17 protein-coding genes are annotated in these 14,571 nt (G+C 63.9%); 9 read left to right on the top strand and 8 right to left on the bottom strand.

Annotated features, from left to right (window positions below; all coding sequences use genetic code 11):
* Positions 1-106: 106 nt before the first annotated feature.
* From MB818_RS09085 to MB818_RS09060, 6 genes are all read left to right on the top strand, one after another.
* Positions 107-733 (top strand): ATP-dependent Clp protease proteolytic subunit, encoded by a 627-nt coding sequence (locus MB818_RS09085; protein WP_234139426.1) that lies wholly within the window; start codon positions 107-109, stop codon positions 731-733.
* 142 nt (positions 734-875) lie between these two features.
* Positions 876-2,144, top strand: coding sequence for an ATP-dependent Clp protease ATP-binding subunit ClpX (clpX, locus tag MB818_RS09080; protein ID WP_234139427.1), 1,269 nt, complete (start codon positions 876-878; stop codon positions 2,142-2,144).
* A 129-nt stretch (positions 2,145-2,273) separates the two neighbouring features.
* Entirely contained in the window at positions 2,274-2,672 is a 399-nt protein-coding gene (locus MB818_RS09075; protein ID WP_238904870.1) for a RidA family protein, read from the top strand.
* Between the two features lie 90 nt (positions 2,673-2,762).
* On the top strand, positions 2,763-3,146 hold the full coding sequence (locus tag MB818_RS09070; RefSeq protein ID WP_234139429.1) for an NADH:ubiquinone oxidoreductase subunit NDUFA12: 384 nt from the start codon (positions 2,763-2,765) through the stop codon (positions 3,144-3,146).
* 10 nt (positions 3,147-3,156) lie between these two features.
* Entirely contained in the window at positions 3,157-3,612 is a 456-nt protein-coding gene (mlaD, locus tag MB818_RS09065; protein ID WP_234139430.1) for an outer membrane lipid asymmetry maintenance protein MlaD, read from the top strand.
* Positions 3,609-3,968, top strand: coding sequence for a DUF2155 domain-containing protein (locus tag MB818_RS09060; RefSeq protein ID WP_234216470.1), 360 nt, complete (start codon positions 3,609-3,611; stop codon positions 3,966-3,968). Before mlaD ends, MB818_RS09060 begins: the two co-directional genes overlap by 4 nt.
* Here the strand turns inward: MB818_RS09060 and aat are convergent.
* The 4 genes from aat to MB818_RS09040 form a co-directional block, all read right to left on the bottom strand.
* Positions 3,932-4,564: a leucyl/phenylalanyl-tRNA--protein transferase gene (gene aat / locus MB818_RS09055; protein ID WP_234143230.1), complete on the bottom strand. Its 633-nt coding sequence runs from the start codon at positions 4,562-4,564 to the stop codon at positions 3,932-3,934. The two genes, MB818_RS09060 and aat, sit on opposite strands and share 37 nt — an antisense overlap.
* A 51-nt stretch (positions 4,565-4,615) precedes the next feature.
* On the bottom strand, positions 4,616-5,965 hold the full coding sequence (gene accC / locus MB818_RS09050) for an acetyl-CoA carboxylase biotin carboxylase subunit (protein ID WP_234216468.1): 1,350 nt from the start codon (positions 5,963-5,965) through the stop codon (positions 4,616-4,618).
* Positions 5,966-5,975: 10 nt separating this feature from the next.
* A complete protein-coding gene (gene accB / locus MB818_RS09045; RefSeq protein WP_234139434.1) occupies positions 5,976-6,470 on the bottom strand; it encodes an acetyl-CoA carboxylase biotin carboxyl carrier protein in 495 nt (164 codons plus the stop codon).
* A gap of 147 nt (positions 6,471-6,617) precedes the next feature.
* Positions 6,618-7,154 carry a LuxR C-terminal-related transcriptional regulator gene (locus MB818_RS09040; protein WP_234139435.1) on the bottom strand — a complete coding sequence of 179 codons (537 nt, stop codon included), beginning with the start codon at positions 7,152-7,154 and terminating at the stop codon, positions 6,618-6,620.
* Between the two features lie 90 nt (positions 7,155-7,244).
* Between MB818_RS09040 and MB818_RS09035 the strand changes: the two genes are divergently transcribed.
* Genes MB818_RS09035 through MB818_RS09025 form a run of 3 tightly spaced genes read left to right on the top strand, consistent with a single transcriptional unit; the run spans position 7,245 to position 10,710 of the window.
* A complete protein-coding gene (locus tag MB818_RS09035) occupies positions 7,245-8,405 on the top strand; it encodes an acetyl-CoA acetyltransferase (RefSeq protein ID WP_234163242.1) in 1,161 nt (386 codons plus the stop codon).
* Positions 8,402-9,910 (top strand): class I adenylate-forming enzyme family protein, encoded by a 1,509-nt coding sequence (locus tag MB818_RS09030; RefSeq protein WP_238904868.1) that lies wholly within the window; start codon positions 8,402-8,404, stop codon positions 9,908-9,910. The genes MB818_RS09035 and MB818_RS09030 overlap by 4 nt, the downstream gene beginning before the upstream one ends.
* Entirely contained in the window at positions 9,907-10,710 is an 804-nt protein-coding gene (locus tag MB818_RS09025; protein ID WP_238904866.1) for a 3-hydroxybutyrate dehydrogenase, read from the top strand. Before MB818_RS09030 ends, MB818_RS09025 begins: the two co-directional genes overlap by 4 nt.
* A gap of 1 nt (position 10,711) precedes the next feature.
* On the opposite strand, the gene MB818_RS09020 is transcribed toward MB818_RS09025, so the two are convergent.
* From MB818_RS09020 to MB818_RS09005, 4 genes are all read right to left on the bottom strand, one after another.
* Positions 10,712-11,578, bottom strand: a complete 867-nt coding sequence (locus MB818_RS09020) for a glycosyltransferase family 2 protein (RefSeq protein ID WP_234143236.1) — start codon at positions 11,576-11,578, stop codon at positions 10,712-10,714.
* Positions 11,579-11,772: 194 nt separating this feature from the next.
* Positions 11,773-12,528 carry an ABC transporter ATP-binding protein gene (locus MB818_RS09015; RefSeq protein ID WP_234216460.1) on the bottom strand — a complete coding sequence of 252 codons (756 nt, stop codon included), beginning with the start codon at positions 12,526-12,528 and terminating at the stop codon, positions 11,773-11,775.
* Between the two features lie 69 nt (positions 12,529-12,597).
* A complete protein-coding gene (locus tag MB818_RS09010; protein WP_234139441.1) occupies positions 12,598-13,353 on the bottom strand; it encodes an ABC transporter ATP-binding protein in 756 nt (251 codons plus the stop codon).
* A gap of 12 nt (positions 13,354-13,365) precedes the next feature.
* The gene (locus tag MB818_RS09005; RefSeq protein ID WP_234139442.1) at positions 13,366-14,568 is read right to left on the bottom strand and encodes a branched-chain amino acid ABC transporter permease; all 1,203 of its coding nucleotides are present in this window, start codon (positions 14,566-14,568) and stop codon (positions 13,366-13,368) included.
* Positions 14,569-14,571 lie beyond the last annotated feature (3 nt).

The raw sequence follows: 14,571 nt of genomic DNA, 5'->3' as shown, positions 1-14,571 counted from the left end.
ACGAATTCGCCTCCGGCCCTTGCAGCCCTCCCAAGGCGACACTAAGACTCGTGTAACCCTCCTCGGGTAATGTCCCGAACCAACGCTAAGAGCAGGCAGGTCCCAGATGTTCGATCCCGTCGATACCTACATGAATACCCTTGTCCCCATGGTGGTCGAACAGACCAGCCGGGGCGAGCGCGCCTATGACATCTTCTCGCGCCTGCTGAAGGAGCGGATCATCTTCATCAACGGCCCGATTCATGACGGGATGAGCCATCTGATCGTGGCCCAGCTGCTGCATCTGGAGGCCGAGAACCCGAACAAGGAAATCTCGATCTACATCAACAGCCCCGGTGGCGTGGTGACCAGCGGCCTGTCGATCTATGACACCATGCAGTATATCAAGCCGAAATGCTCGACCCTGGTGATCGGCCAGGCGGCTTCGATGGGATCGGTCCTGCTGGCCGGCGGTGAAAAGGGCATGCGTTTCTCGCTTCCCAACAGCCGTATCATGGTGCACCAGCCCTCGGGCGGGTATCAGGGTCAGGCCAGCGACATCATGATCCATGCCGCCGAGACCCAGAAGCTCAAGGACCGGCTCTATGACATCTATGTCAAGCACACCGGTCAGACCAAGAAAGCCGTTGAAAAGGCGCTGGACCGCGACAATTTCATGTCGCCGGAAGAGGCCAAGGAATGGGGTCATATCGACGAGATCGTCGAAAGTCGCAGCAAGGGCGACGACGCCTGATCGGCAGGTGGTGCGCGGACAACCCCGCGCACCGGGAAGTTTGACATTGTAGCGGCCGGTATGCTGGCCTAAGCTTCATGAACAAATCGGCCTCCCGCCCGCGCGGAGCGGGGCGCCGGGACGAAGGCCGGAAAGGGTGACCATGGCGACGAATTCAGGCGGTGACAGCAAGAACACGCTTTACTGCAGCTTCTGCGGCAAGAGCCAGCACGAGGTGCGCAAACTGATCGCGGGTCCGACGGTGTTCATCTGCGACGAATGTGTCGAGCTGTGCATGGACATCATCCGCGAAGAGACCAAAAGCAGCAGTCTGAAATCCTCGGACGGGGTGCCGACGCCGCGCGATATCTGTGACGTGCTGGACGACTATGTGATCGGCCAGTCCACCGCCAAGCGGGTGCTGTCGGTTGCCGTGCACAACCATTACAAGCGTCTGAACCACGCCCAGAAGGCCGGCAACGATATCGAACTGGCCAAATCGAACATCCTGCTGATCGGCCCCACGGGCTGCGGCAAGACGCTGTTGGCGCAGACGCTGGCGCGCATTCTGGATGTGCCGTTCACGATGGCCGATGCGACCACCCTGACCGAAGCCGGTTACGTGGGCGAGGATGTGGAGAACATCATCCTTAAGCTGCTGCAGGCAAGCGAATACAATGTGGAACGGGCGCAGCGCGGCATCGTCTATATCGACGAGGTCGACAAGATCACCCGCAAGTCTGAAAATCCTTCGATCACCCGCGACGTGTCGGGCGAGGGGGTGCAGCAGGCGCTGCTGAAGCTGATGGAAGGCACCGTGGCCAGCGTGCCGCCGCAGGGCGGGCGCAAGCATCCGCAGCAGGAATTCCTGCAAGTGGACACCACCAATATCCTGTTCATCTGCGGCGGCGCATTTGCAGGTCTCGACAAGATCATCGCGCAGCGCGGCAAGGGCAGCGCCATGGGCTTTGGCGCCGATGTGCGTGCCAGTGACGAGCGCGGGGTGGGCGAGCTCTTTACCGAGCTGGAGCCCGAGGACCTGCTGAAATTCGGTCTGATCCCGGAATTTGTCGGCCGCCTGCCGGTTCTGGCGACGCTGGAGGATCTGGACGAGGATGCGCTGGTCACCATCCTGACCAAACCCAAGAACGCATTGGTAAAGCAGTATCAGCGCCTGTTCGAACTGGAAGACACCGAGCTGGATTTCACCGACGATGCTCTGAAGGCGATCGCCAAGCGCGCCATCGAAAGGAAGACCGGCGCGCGCGGCCTGCGCTCGATCATGGAGGATATCCTGCTGGATACCATGTTCGACCTGCCCAGCATGAACGACGTGACCAAGGTGGTGGTGAACGAAGAGGCGGTGACCTCGGACGCGCAGCCGCTGCTGATCTATGCCGAAAACGAAAAGGGATCGGCAAGCGCCGGCTGAGAGCCGGGGAAGAGCGGATAGGGCGGCGCGGAACTTCCGCGCCGTTTTGTGTTGAAGGGGGAGAAGGGGGCGCTGCCCCCGTCACCTGCGGTGACTCCCCCGGGATATTTTCAGCAAGAGGAAGAGGCCATGTGCAGGCATGGCGATCGGGAAAGGAGCAGCAAGGTGGGTATCAGGCGGATTTCATCGGGTGGCCCGTTTGAGGCCAAGATCGGCTATTGCCGTGCGGTGGTGGCGGGCGGTTTCGTGCATGTTGCGGGCACGGTCGGGCAAGGTGATGATGTGGTGGCGCAGTGCCGTTCCGCGCTGGAAGTCATCGGTGCGGCGCTGAAGGAGGCCGGTGCAGGCTTTGCCGATGTGGTGCGGGTGAACTACTATCTGCCCGACGCGGTGGAATTCGAGCCCTGCTGGCCGATCCTGGCCGAGACCTTTGGCGCCAATCCGCCGGCGGCGACGATGATCGAATGCGGGTTGATCGATCCCAAATACCGGATCGAGATCGAAGTCACGGCCTTGTTGCCACAATAACGGCTGCGTGGGCCTGTCGCGGGGCTGGCCTCTGGACCTTGGCGCGCGCATCGGTCATATCTGCTGATAAGTCACTTTCGGAGGTACCCTATGGGAATCCTGAACACCCTGCTGCGCGCCGTGACCTGGTGGAACGGTGCTACGCTGAACACCCGGATCTATACCGCCCGCAAGGGCACCAAGGTGGGCGAGGACGCGCAGGGAAACGTCTTTTATCGCAACGGTGATGACAGCCAGCGCTGGGTCATCTTCAACGGAGAGGCCGAGGCCAGCCGAATCGACCCGGAATGGCATGGCTGGCTGCACCGGACCTGGGATGAGCCGCCGACCGAGCGGCCGTTGCCTCACAAGGCCTGGGAAAAGCCGCATCAGGAGAACCTGACCGGCACACCGCTGGCCTATGTCCCGGCGGGATCACTGCGCCGGCCCAAGCCGGTCGAACGGCGCGATTACGAGGCTTGGAGCCCGGAATAAAGAGGCGGATATGTCCAGCCACAACATGACAGAAGTTCTGGTCGGCGGTGCGGTACTGGCCGCGGCGCTGGCCTTTGGCGTTTATGCAAGCCAGGCCACCGGCCTGTCGCGCGGCACCGGCGGATACGAACTGGCGGCTTCGTTCCGCTCGCTCGAAGGGGTGACCGTGGGCACCGATGTGCGGCTGGCGGGCGTCAAGATCGGCACGGTCACCGGGGTTGATCTGAACCCCGAAAGCTATCGCGCCGATACGCGGTTTACCGTCATCGAGGGGATCCAGATTCCCGATGACAGCGCGGCGGTGATCTCGTCCGAGGGGCTGCTGGGCGGCAACTTCCTTGAAATCATGCCGGGTGGTTCGGCCTTCTACTTCGAACCGGGCGACGTGATCGACGACACCCAGGGCGCGGTCAGCCTGATCTCGCTGCTGGTCAAGTTCGTGGCGGGCGACGGGAGCGGCGAGTGATCCGTCTTGCCGCGCTCATTCTGACCCTGCTGGCAGCGCCGGTGCTGGCGTCGGATCAGGTAACCTCGGGCGCCGGGGCCTTGTTGCGCGGCCTGGACAAGGTCAGCGGCCAGACCGAGGATTTCCGGGTTGGAAACGGCGAGACGGCCGAGATCTACGGGCTGGATGTGGCGTTGGGCGATTGCCGCTATCCGGTCGAGAACCCCACCGGCGACGCCTTCGCCTATCTCACTATCTGGGAGCATGGCCAGCGGCAGGCGCTCTTTGATGGCTGGATGATCGCCTCGTCCCCGGCGCTGAGCGCGCTGGACCACTCCCGCTATGACGTCTGGGTGATCCGCTGTATGACGCCCTGAGGGCTCTGCTCGATCACGGCCGAGAAATCTGCCGATCCATCCAGCGCGCGTTCCAGCCGGCGCCGGTATTCGGCGCGCGGGATTTCGACCGCGCCCAGCGAGGCCAGATGCGCGGTCAGGAACTGGGTGTCGAACAGGGTGAACCCGGTTTGTCGCAGCCTGTCGACCAAATGTGCCAACGCGATCTTTGACGCGTCGGTGCGGCGCGAGAACATGCTCTCGCCAAAGAAGGCCGCGCCCAGAACCACGCCATAGACGCCGCCGATCAGCTGCGTCCCGTCCCAGATTTCCAGCGAATGGGCATGACCCAAGCGGTGCAGTGCCAGATAGCTGGCGCGGATCTCGGGGTTGATCCAGGTCTCGGCCCGGTCGGCGCAGCCGTCCACCACACCCGCAAAGTCTCGGTCGATGCTGACCTGATAGTCGCCGCGCCGCATGCGCCGCGCCAGGCTGCGTGACAGGTGAAAGCTGTCCAGAGGAAACACGCCGCGTCGCATCGGATCGACCCAGAAAACCTCGGGGTCGTCACGGTGCTCTGCCATGGGGAAAATGCCGATGGAATAGCCATGCAGCAGGAGTTCGGGCGCGAGTGTCATGCCGCGCCCGATACGCGGTGCGGAGCCGGATCCGGGACCCGGCCCCCACGGTCAGTCGGCCAGGTTCTCCGCAAGCCAGCGCTCCAGCCAGTGGATGTTATAGGTGCCGCTCTGGACGTCGGGCTCTTGCAGCAGCGCGTGAAACAGCGGCACCGTGGTGTCGATTCCGTCCACGATCAGCTCGCTCAGCGCTCGTTGCAGGCGGGCCAGCGCCTCGGGCCGGTCTCGCCCCTGCACGATCAGCTTGGCGATCAGGCTGTCGTAATAGGGCGGGATCGAATAGCCGGTATAAAGCGCCGAATCCATCCGCACGCCCAGGCCGCCGGGCGCGTGATAGGCGGTGATCCTGCCGGGGCAGGGCGAGAAATTCGGCAGTTTCTCGGCGTTGATCCGCACCTCGATCGCGTGGCCGTTGATCCGCAGATCGTCCTGGGTAAAGGACATCGGCAGGCCAGCGGCAACCCGGATCTGCTCGCGCACCAGATCGACGCCAAAGATGCCCTCGGTCACCGGATGCTCCACCTGAAGGCGGGTGTTCATCTCGATGAAGTAGAACTCGCCATTCTCGTAGAGGAATTCCACGGTACCGGCGCCGATATAGTTGATCCGGGCCACCGCATCGGCACAGATCTTGCCGATCCGGGCGCGTTCCTCTGGAGTGATGCAGGGGCCGGGTGCCTCTTCGAACACTTTCTGGTGACGGCGTTGCAGCGAGCAGTCGCGCTCGCCCAGATGCACCGCGTTGCCCTTGCCGTCGCCAAAGACCTGGATCTCGATATGGCGCGGCGTGGTCAGGTATTTCTCGATATAGACCTCGTCATTGCCAAAGGCGGCCTTGGCCTCGGAGCGCGCGGTGGAAAAGGCGTGCTCCATCTCCTTGGCATTGCGGGCGACCTTCATGCCGCGGCCGCCGCCGCCGGCGGTGGCCTTGATGATCACCGGATAGCCGATCGCGTCACCGACCCGACGCGCCTCGGCCAGATCGGCCACGCCGCCATCCGAGCCGGGAACCACGGGGATACCCAGTTCCTTGGCGGTTTCCTTGGCGGTGATCTTGTCGCCCATGATGCGGATATGTTCCGCCGAAGGGCCGATGAAGGTGATTCCGTGATCTTCGACGATCTGCACGAAACCGGCGTTTTCGGACAGAAAGCCATAGCCGGGATGGATCGCCTGGGCGCCGGTGATCTCGCAGGCCGAGATGATGGCGGGCACCGAGAGATAGCTCTGGCTGCCGGGGGCGGGGCCGATGCAGACCGATTCGTCGGCCATGCGCACATGCATCGCGTCGCTGTCGGCGGTGGAGTGCACGGCAACCGTGGCGATCCCCATCTCGCGCGCGGCGCGGATCACACGCAGGGCGATCTCGCCTCGGTTCGCAATCAGGATCTTGTCGAACATGACGGCGCCCTTATTCGATGATGACCAGCGGGGTGCCGAATTCCACGGCGTCGCCGTCTCCCACCAGGATGCGTTTCACGGTGCCCGCGCGCGGGGCGTGGATGTGGTTCATGGTCTTCATCGCCTCGACGATCAGCAGCGTGTCACCTTCGGCAACGCTGGCGCCGACGCTGACGAACGAGGGCGCGCCCGGTTCACCCTGCAGATACACGGTGCCAACCATGGGCGAGGTCACGGCGCCCGGATGGGCGGCGGGGTCCTCGGTGCTGGCCGGCGCAGCAGTGGGCGCCGCAGGGGCCGCCGGGGCCGGAGCGGCGTGGGCAGCGGCGGGCACGGCGACCTGCACCGGAGCCGCTGCGGGCAACACGCGGCTGACGCGCACGTTCAGGCTGTCTTCCTCGCCATATTCACGCTTGACCTGCACTTCGGTCAGATCGTTTTCCCGCAGCAATTCGGCCAGCGCCTTGATGAATGCCACATCCGCTTCGTGTCTGCTGTCTGTCATGAGTGTCCTCGACGGTTCCCCTTGGCCCGTTTGTGGTGTTCGGGCTCGTGAATTACGCGGCGTTATAGGCCAAGCGCCGGGCCATGAAAAGCGCCCTGTCATCGGGAAACATGGGGTTTGCGCCGCCCGATTGCGAGGAAAATGCGATCAAAGCGGCATTCCGGAGAGTTTCGCCACCAGTTCCGGCAGCTTGCGGGCGCCGAATTTTTGCAGCAACCGGGCGCGATGGGCCTCGATGGTGCGATAACTGAGTCCCAGTTCCGCACCCACCTCCTTGGCCGACAGGCCCCGGCAGGTCAGCAGCGCCACCTCGCGCTCGCGCGGGGTCAGCTCGACCACACGTCGTTCTTCGGAGATGTCGGCAAAACTCCAGATCCCATGGCGGAACGGGTCGTCGGGCGTCAACGATTTGCCGCGCGCCCGGCACCAGAACAGATCGCCATCGCGGCGGCGCATGATGCGTTCGTCAGTGTAATAACCGGTCTCGCGCATGGCCTGCAGGCCGCGCTTGCCGATGCGCTCGAAATCCTCGTGACTGGGATAGAGCCTGAGCAGCGGCATGTCGCGATAGTCGCTTTCCTGCCCGCCGAACATGCTGGCGAAATGCAGGTTGCACCGCCGGATGACGCGGTTTTCCAGCTCTACCAGACCGATAGGTGCATATTCGAAGCCGGGGTCACTCATGCCGCGTATGGTGACGGGTATTTCTACGGAATTGAAGCGAAAGCTGCGTCTTGGCAGGATTTGCCACAGATCTTTTGGGGAGGACGGACCATGGTTTCCATCGCGGGCTGGGGGCATACCAAGTTCGGCAAGCTGACAGACATGTCGGTCGAGGACATGATCACCGCCGCCGGGCGCGAGGCTCTGGCCGATGCCGGCATTGGCGCCGAGGCGGTCGACGGCATATGGGTGGGTCATTTCAATGCCGGGCTGGTGGGGGACGGCTTTCCCTCCTCGCTGGCGATGAGCATCGATCCGGCGCTGCGTTTCAAACCCGCGACCCGGTTGGAGAATGCCTGCGCGTCGGGTTCGGCTGCGGTATTTGCGGCGCGTCAGGCGATCCTGTCGGGCGAGGCGCGGGTGGCGTTGGTGATCGGGGTGGAAAAGATGACCCATCTGCCCACCGCCGAAGTGGCCGCGGCCCTTGGCCATGCGGCGTATCAAAAGGAAGAGGCGGGCCTGTCCTTTCCCGGTGTCTTTGCGCAATTTGCGCAGGCCTATTTCGACCGGTATGGCGATCACAGCCGGGCGCTGGCCCGGATTGCCGCCAAGAACCACGGCAATTCTGTCAACAACCCGCTGGCGCAGTTGCAAAAACCGCTGGACGAGGCGTTCTGCGCCGAGGTGTCCGATCGCAACCCGATCATCGCCGCGCCGCTGAAAAAGACCGACTGTTCGCTGGTCTCGGACGGGGCGGCGGCGCTGGTGCTGGTGGCCGACGATATGCTGGGTGACGTGGCCAAGGCCGCGCGGCTGCGCGGCGTCGCGCAGGTGAATGACATCATGCCGATGTCGCAGCGCGATCTGCTGGCCTTCGAGGGGCCGCGCCGGGCGATCCACCGGGCCTATGACCGGGCTGGCGTCACCGTCAGCGATATCGACGTGGCCGAGGTTCATGACTGTTTCACCATCGCCGAACTCCTTATTTACGAGGCGATGGGATTGGCCGCCCATGGTCATGCCAGCGATTTGCTCGAGGGCGGTGTTGTCCATGCGGGCGGGCGGCTGCCGGTGAACCTGTCGGGCGGGCTCAAGGCCAAGGGGCACCCGGTCGGCGCCACCGGTGTATCCATGCATGCGCTCATCGCGCGCCAGGTGCTGGGGCAGGCGGACGCGATGCAGCATCCGGGCGCCGAACTGGGGCTGGTCTTCAACATGGGGGGATCGGGGGTGGCCAATTACGCCTCGATCCTGGAACCGGTCAAGGCATGAATATCGGCCTCTGGCTGGCGCGGCAGGCGCAGGCGGGCGGCGAGCGTCCGGCGCTGTTTCTCGGGCGTGATCTGGTGGCCGATTACGCGGGGTTTCACGACCGCGCCGCGCGGGTGGCGGGCTGGCTGCGGGGGCAGGGCGTGGCGCCGGGCGACCGCGTCGCGCTGTTCATGGGCAACAGCCCCGATTATCTGATCCTGCAATATGGCATCTGGTATGCCGGGGCCGCGGCGGTCCCGATCAATGCCAAGCTGCACGGGCGCGAGGCGGCCTATATCCTTGCCGATTCCGAAACCACGATCACCTTTGCCACGCCCGATCTGGCCTCCACCCTGTATGAGGCCCAGGCGCCGGGCCGCATTGTCGAGACGGGCGCGGCCGGGCTGGCCGTGCTCCTTGCCGCTGACCCGGTCGCGACCCCGGCGCAATGTGATCCCACCGATCTGGCCTGGCTCTTCTACACCTCGGGCACCACGGGCAGGCCCAAGGGGGTGATGATCACCCACCGGATGCTGATGGCGGTCTCGCTCGCCTATCCGGTGGATGTTGACCCGGTCACGCCTGAGGATACGGTGCTTTATGCCGCCCCGATGAGCCATGGCGCCGGGCTCTACAACATGGTGCATGTGCTGCGCGGGGCACGCCATGTCTGCCCGGCCTCGGGCGGGTTCGACCCGGGCGAGATCTTCGATCTGGCGCGCCATTTCAGCCGGGTGCAGATGTTTGCAGCGCCCACCATGGTCAAGCGGATGACCGAGCAGGCCCGCGCCAGCGGAGAAACCGGCGAGGGGCTGCGCACCGTGGTCTATGCGGGCGGGCCGATGTATCTGGCCGATATCGTCGAGGCGGTCGACCATTTCGGGCCGATCTTTGTACAGATCTATGGTCAGGGCGAATGCCCGATGGGCATCACCGCCCTGTCGCGCCATGACGTGACCGACCGTAACCACCCGCGCTGGCAGGCGCGGCTGGCCAGCGTCGGGCGCGCGCAATCCCCGGTCCAGTTGCGCATCGGGGATGGGGATGGCGCGCCGCTGCCGCCGGGCCAGACCGGCGAGGTGATGGTGCGCGGCGACGTGGTGATGCCGGGGTACTGGCGCAATCCGCAGGCAAGTGCCACGGCTTTGCGCGACGGCTGGTTGATGACCGGAGACATGGGGTTTCTGGACGCGGATGGGTATCTGACGCTTCAGGACCGCTCCAAGGATCTGATCATCTCGGGTGGATCGAACATCTATCCCCGCGAGGTCGAGGAGGTCTTGCTGACCCATCCGCTGGTGCGCGAGGCCTCGGTCGTGGGCCGGCCCCATCCGGACTGGGGCGAGGAGGTGGTGGCCTTTGTGGTGGGTGAGGCCGAGGCGGCAGAGCTTGACGCGCTCTGCACCCGCAACATCGCGCGGTTCAAGCGGCCCAAACACTATCGCTGGCTGCCGGAGCTGCCCAAGAACAATTACGGCAAGGTTCTCAAGACCGAACTGCGCCGGATGCTGGAGGACGAGGGATGACCGATCTGAGTGGAAAAACGGCGCTGGTGACCGGCTCGGTCCAGGGCATCGGGCTGGCGATTGCCAAGGTGTTGGCGGGGGCCGGTGCCCGCATCGCGGTGCACGGGCTGGCCGACGCGGGTGAGGCCGAGGCGGCCTGTGCTACGATGCGCGCGGCGGGCGCGCCCGAGGCGCGGTTCTTTGCCGGCGACCTGCGCGACCCTGGCCAGATCGCCACGCTGATGCGCGAGGTGGCCCATTGGGGCGGCGCCGATATCCTGGTCAACAATGCCGGTATCCAGCGCACCGGACCGCTGGCCCAGATGGCGGGCGAGACCTGGGAGACGATCCTGTCCGTCAATCTGAGCGCCGCCTTCTACACCATGCAGGCCGCCATGCCCGCCATGGCCGAGCGCGGCTATGGCCGGGTGATAAACATCGCCTCGGTGCACGGTCTGGTGGGCTCGGTCGAGAAGGCGCCCTATGTGGCGGCCAAGCACGGGCTGATCGGGCTGAGCAAAGTGGCGGCGCTGGAATATGCGGCGCTTGGTGATCGGGGCCGGGGCGGTGTGACCGTGAATTGCATCTGTCCGGGTTGGACCGAAACCGCCATTCTCGAGCCGCAGATCGCCGCGCGGATGGCGGCGCTAGGCGCCGATCGCGAGGCGGCTATGGCCGATCTGATGGCCGAGAAACAGCCCTCGCGCCGGGCCTCGGACCCTGCCGAGATCGGGGCGCTGGCGCTGTGGCTTTGCGCCCCCACCGCCCATAACGTGACCGGGGCCGCGATCCCGGTGGATGGCGGCTGGACCGCGCAATAGGTCAGAGCGCGCTGAACCAGTCAGGCAGGCGGGTGCGGATGCGCGGCGTGTCCCGGCGCGCGCGGACCACGCCGGGACCTGTCTCGCGCACCGGTTCGGTCGAGATATCGGCATAGGCGCGCGGCTCGGCCTCTTCCCATGGCAGCTCCGGCAGCGCCTCGAACTGTTTGAAGAAGCGGCGGCTGTCGGTGCCGGGGTTGAGCCAGGCCTGGCCGGGATTACCCAGGCCCGGCTGGTCGGCCACCTCTCGCCGGTGTTCCGCAGCACGCGCCAGTGCGGCGCTGTTGGCGTATTTCAGATGCACCAGATAGACACCGCGCGGCATGATGAAGGGGAAGCTTTCGACCCGTGCCGGTCGCAGCTGCACCCCGTGCGCCTTGAGACCGATCCTGTTGCGCACCGCCCAGGCCTTGGAGTAATTGCCGGTGAAGACCGCGCTCTGGCGATGGTTCAGGACCGGTTCATCCCCTTGCAGCGTGGCGTCCTCGGCCCGTTCGCCCAGATTCAGTCCCAGGGAAAAAACGGCGCTGCGACGCTGGCGGGCGAAGAAATCGGCGAAACCGTCGAAGCGCTCTGGGTCGAGGCAGATCAGTTCATCCGCGTCGGTGCGGATCACCCAGTCGTAAATCTGGTTCAGCCCGTTCTGAAAGGCGTTGAGCATGTCGCCCCGACGGGTGTCGAACCGGCTGAGATCGTCGCGCGGGATGGTCAGGATGCTGGCGCCGGGACAGATGCGAGCGATATCGGGGTCGGAGCCATGGGCCACCACGTAAAGATGCTCGGCGCCCAATTGGCGTGCAAAGTGCCGGTACCATTGACCCAGCGCCCAGTGATCGCGGTAAACCATGGTGATCGCACATATTTTCATGCGCTCATTTAGGCAGGCGCGGACCTTTCGGGCAAGGGTCGGAAATTGGGAATTTCCGACCAGGAAAAGTCCTTTTCCTGGCCGTTTTCCGTGCCGGAAAACGGTCTCCACCACGCAAAAAAAGAACCGGCCCTGTGGGGCCGGTCGCAGGTATCGGCAGGGGCTGATAGCCCTGCACGACGGGGAGTGTGAAGTCAGATCGCCAGATACTCGGACCGCAGTTCGGCGTTTCCGAGCACTTCGGCGGCGCTGCCGTCAAAGACGATCGTGCCGGTATCCAGGATCACCGCGCGGTCGGCCAGTTCCAGCGCCCGCACCGCGTTCTGTTCGACGATGATCGTGGTCATGCCCTGTTCCTTGATATGGATGAGGGTCTTTTCGATCTCGTCCACGATGACCGGGGCCAGACCCTCATAGGGTTCGTCCAGCAGCAGCACCTTGATGTCCCGGGCCAGAGCGCGCGCGATGGCCAGCATCTGCTGTTCGCCGCCCGAAAGCGTGACACCCTCCTGCTTGCGCCGCTCGCCCAGGCGCGGGAACAGGTCGTAGAGACGCTCAATGGACCAACCGATCGGCGGCGCGATCTGGGCCAGTTGCAGGTTCTCCTCGACCGTCAGGCCGGGGATGATGCGGCGATCCTCGGGTACCAGGCCCAGTCCGGCCTGCGCGGCCTCGTAGCTGGTCATCTTGTGCAGCGGCTTATGGTCCAACCAGATCTCGCCATGTGTCACCATGGGCGATCCGGTGCGCGCGATCGAGCGCAGGGTCGAGGTCTTGCCCGCCCCGTTGCGGCCCAAGAGCGCCAGAATCTCGCCCTCGTGCACGTTGAAATTCACGCCTTGCACGATGTAGCTTTCGCCGTAATAGGCATGCATGTCCCAGACCGACAGAAAGGCGGGGGCGGTGGTGGCCTGATTGGCGTTCTTGGAGAAATCGGGTTTTACGTTCATGGTTTATCCTTTCTCACTCATCTTGTCCGAAAACCGGTTCCCGGTTTTGGGGATGAGTGACGCACTCCCTTACGCACTTTCGCCCAGATAGGCTTCGCGCACCTTCGGATGACCCTTGATGTTTTCCGGCGTGTCCTCGACCAGGGGCGTGCCTTGGGCCAGAACGGTGATCCGCTCGGCCAGGCTGAACACCACATGCATGTCATGTTCGATGATGGCGATGGTGATGTCGCGTTCCTGTTTGATCTGCTTGAGCAGGTCGATGGTATTGTTGGTATCGGCCCGTGCCATGCCCGCGGTCGGTTCATCCAGCAGCAGCAGGCGGGGTTCCTGGCTCAGGCACATACCGATCTCCAGGCGCCGTTTGTCGCCGCGCGACATGGCGGCGGCATGCATATGACGCTTGTCGGCCATCCGCATCTCTTCCAGCATGTGCATGGCCTGGTCCACGACGTCTTTCTGCTGGCTTACCGAGGGCAGCGCGTTCAACTCGAACGCGCCGTCCCGTTTGGCGAAACAGGGGATCATCATGTTTTCCAGAACCGTCAGATCGCCAAAAATCTCTGGCGTCTGGAACACGCGGCTGATGCCCATCTGATTGATCTCGTAAGGGGCGCGTCCCAGAACGGACTGGCCGTCGAACATGACACTGCCGCTATCCGGGATCAGCTTTCCGACCAGGCAGTTGAGCAAGGTGGACTTGCCCGCGCCATTCGGTCCGATGATGGCGTGAACGGTGTTTTCGGCCACGCTCAGGTTGACATCGGACAGCGCCTGAAGACCACCGAACCGCTTGCCCACATTCTTGACTTCGAGAATTCCCATGATCCCGGCTCCTTATTCCGCAGGCTCGTGCTTGGTCTTGGCCTCACCCGAGCGCTTGCCCCGGTTCCGCAGCCAGTTGCCCAGCCTCTGGCCGCCTTCCACAAGGCCACCGGGCAGGAAGATCACCACCAGCATGAACAGGATACCCAGCGTCAGGTGCCAGCCCTTGCCGATGAACGGGTGCACGATGAAGACCATGAAGTCCTCGATCCCGTCGGGCAGGAAGCTGAACCACTGGTGCAGGATGGTGTCGTTGATCTTCGAGAAGATGTTCTCGAAATACTTGATGAAGCCCGCGCCCAGAACCGGCCCGATCAGGGTTCCCGCACCGCCGAGGATGGTCATCAGCACCACCTCGCCGCTCGCGGTCCACTGCATCCGCTCGGCGCCCGCCAGCGGGTCCATCGCCGCCATCAGGCCACCGGCCAGACCGGCATACATGCCCGAGATGACGAACGCGGCCAGAGTGTAGGGACGCGGATTGAGGCCGGTATAGTTCATGCGCTGCTGGTTCGATTTCACCGCCCGCAGCATCATGCCGAAGGGCGAGCGGAAGATGCGGATGGCAAGGTAGAACATGACCATCATGATCACGGCGCACAGGTAATAGCCCACGTTGAAGTCAAAGCTCCAGGCGCCGATGTCGAGCTTGTAGGTCGAACGCATCGACAGACCAAACAGATGCGGCATGTCGGGCAGGCTGTCACGGTGGAAGATTTGCGGGTCATCGGCATAGACCTGAAGCCCGGTTTCCCCGTTGGTCAGGTTGAACTTGGGGTTCGACAGCACCGAATAGGCCAGCGCAAAACTCATCTGCGCAAAGGCCAGCGTCAGGATCGAAAAGTAGATGCCTGAGCGGCGCAGGCTGACATAACCGATCAGCAGCGCGAACAGCGCGGCCACGACGACACTCAGCGCGATGGCCGGGATCACGTTGTAGCTGAGCAGCTTGAACATCCATACGGCCGAATAGGAGCCGACGCCCAGAAAGGCCGCGTGGCCAAAGCTGAGATAGCCGGTCAGGCCGAACAGGATGTTGAAGCCGATGGCGAAGATGCCGAAGATCACGAACCGCTGCATCAGATCGGGATAGCCCGCGTTGAACTGTGCCATGGCACTGCCTGCGGGAAACGGGTTCAGGATGAACGGTGCCAGCAGGGTGAGGATCGCCACGATGATCAGAAGCGAAGTGTCTTTCTTGTCCAGTCCCAGCATGGG

The organism is Ruegeria alba (assembly GCF_022321465.1).
GTDB classification, from domain to species: Bacteria; Pseudomonadota; Alphaproteobacteria; order Rhodobacterales; family Rhodobacteraceae; genus Ruegeria_B; species Ruegeria_B alba.
Note: the sequence above shows the minus strand (reverse complement) of the source record. Positions and strands in the feature narration are given on the sequence as shown.

Bases quoted from the DNA above. Each gene is read 5' to 3' on its own strand.
- accC (WP_234216468.1), bottom strand. From the start codon at position 5,965: ATGTTCGACAAGATCCTGATTGCGAACCGAGGCGAGATCGCCCTGCGT.
- MB818_RS09020 (WP_234143236.1), bottom strand. From the start codon at position 11,578: ATGAAAATATGTGCGATCACCATGGTTTACCGCGATCACTGGGCGCTG.
- aat (WP_234143230.1), bottom strand. From the start codon at position 4,564: ATGACACTCGCGCCCGAACTCCTGCTGCATGGCTATTCCATCGGCATT.
- MB818_RS09070 (WP_234139429.1), top strand. From the start codon at position 2,763: ATGGGAATCCTGAACACCCTGCTGCGCGCCGTGACCTGGTGGAACGGT.
- MB818_RS09030 (WP_238904868.1), top strand. From the start codon at position 8,402: ATGAATATCGGCCTCTGGCTGGCGCGGCAGGCGCAGGCGGGCGGCGAG.
- MB818_RS09035 (WP_234163242.1), top strand. From the start codon at position 7,245: ATGGTTTCCATCGCGGGCTGGGGGCATACCAAGTTCGGCAAGCTGACA.
- MB818_RS09010 (WP_234139441.1), bottom strand. From the start codon at position 13,353: ATGGGAATTCTCGAAGTCAAGAATGTGGGCAAGCGGTTCGGTGGTCTT.
- MB818_RS09075 (WP_238904870.1), top strand. From the start codon at position 2,274: ATGTGCAGGCATGGCGATCGGGAAAGGAGCAGCAAGGTGGGTATCAGG.
- MB818_RS09015 (WP_234216460.1), bottom strand. From the start codon at position 12,528: ATGAACGTAAAACCCGATTTCTCCAAGAACGCCAATCAGGCCACCACC.
- MB818_RS09005 (WP_234139442.1), bottom strand. From the start codon at position 14,568: ATGCTGGGACTGGACAAGAAAGACACTTCGCTTCTGATCATCGTGGCG.
- MB818_RS09040 (WP_234139435.1), bottom strand. From the start codon at position 7,154: ATGAGTGACCCCGGCTTCGAATATGCACCTATCGGTCTGGTAGAGCTG.
- mlaD (WP_234139430.1), top strand. From the start codon at position 3,157: ATGTCCAGCCACAACATGACAGAAGTTCTGGTCGGCGGTGCGGTACTG.
- MB818_RS09025 (WP_238904866.1), top strand. From the start codon at position 9,907: ATGACCGATCTGAGTGGAAAAACGGCGCTGGTGACCGGCTCGGTCCAG.
- clpX (WP_234139427.1), top strand. From the start codon at position 876: ATGGCGACGAATTCAGGCGGTGACAGCAAGAACACGCTTTACTGCAGC.
- accB (WP_234139434.1), bottom strand. From the start codon at position 6,470: ATGACAGACAGCAGACACGAAGCGGATGTGGCATTCATCAAGGCGCTG.
- MB818_RS09085 (WP_234139426.1), top strand. From the start codon at position 107: ATGTTCGATCCCGTCGATACCTACATGAATACCCTTGTCCCCATGGTG.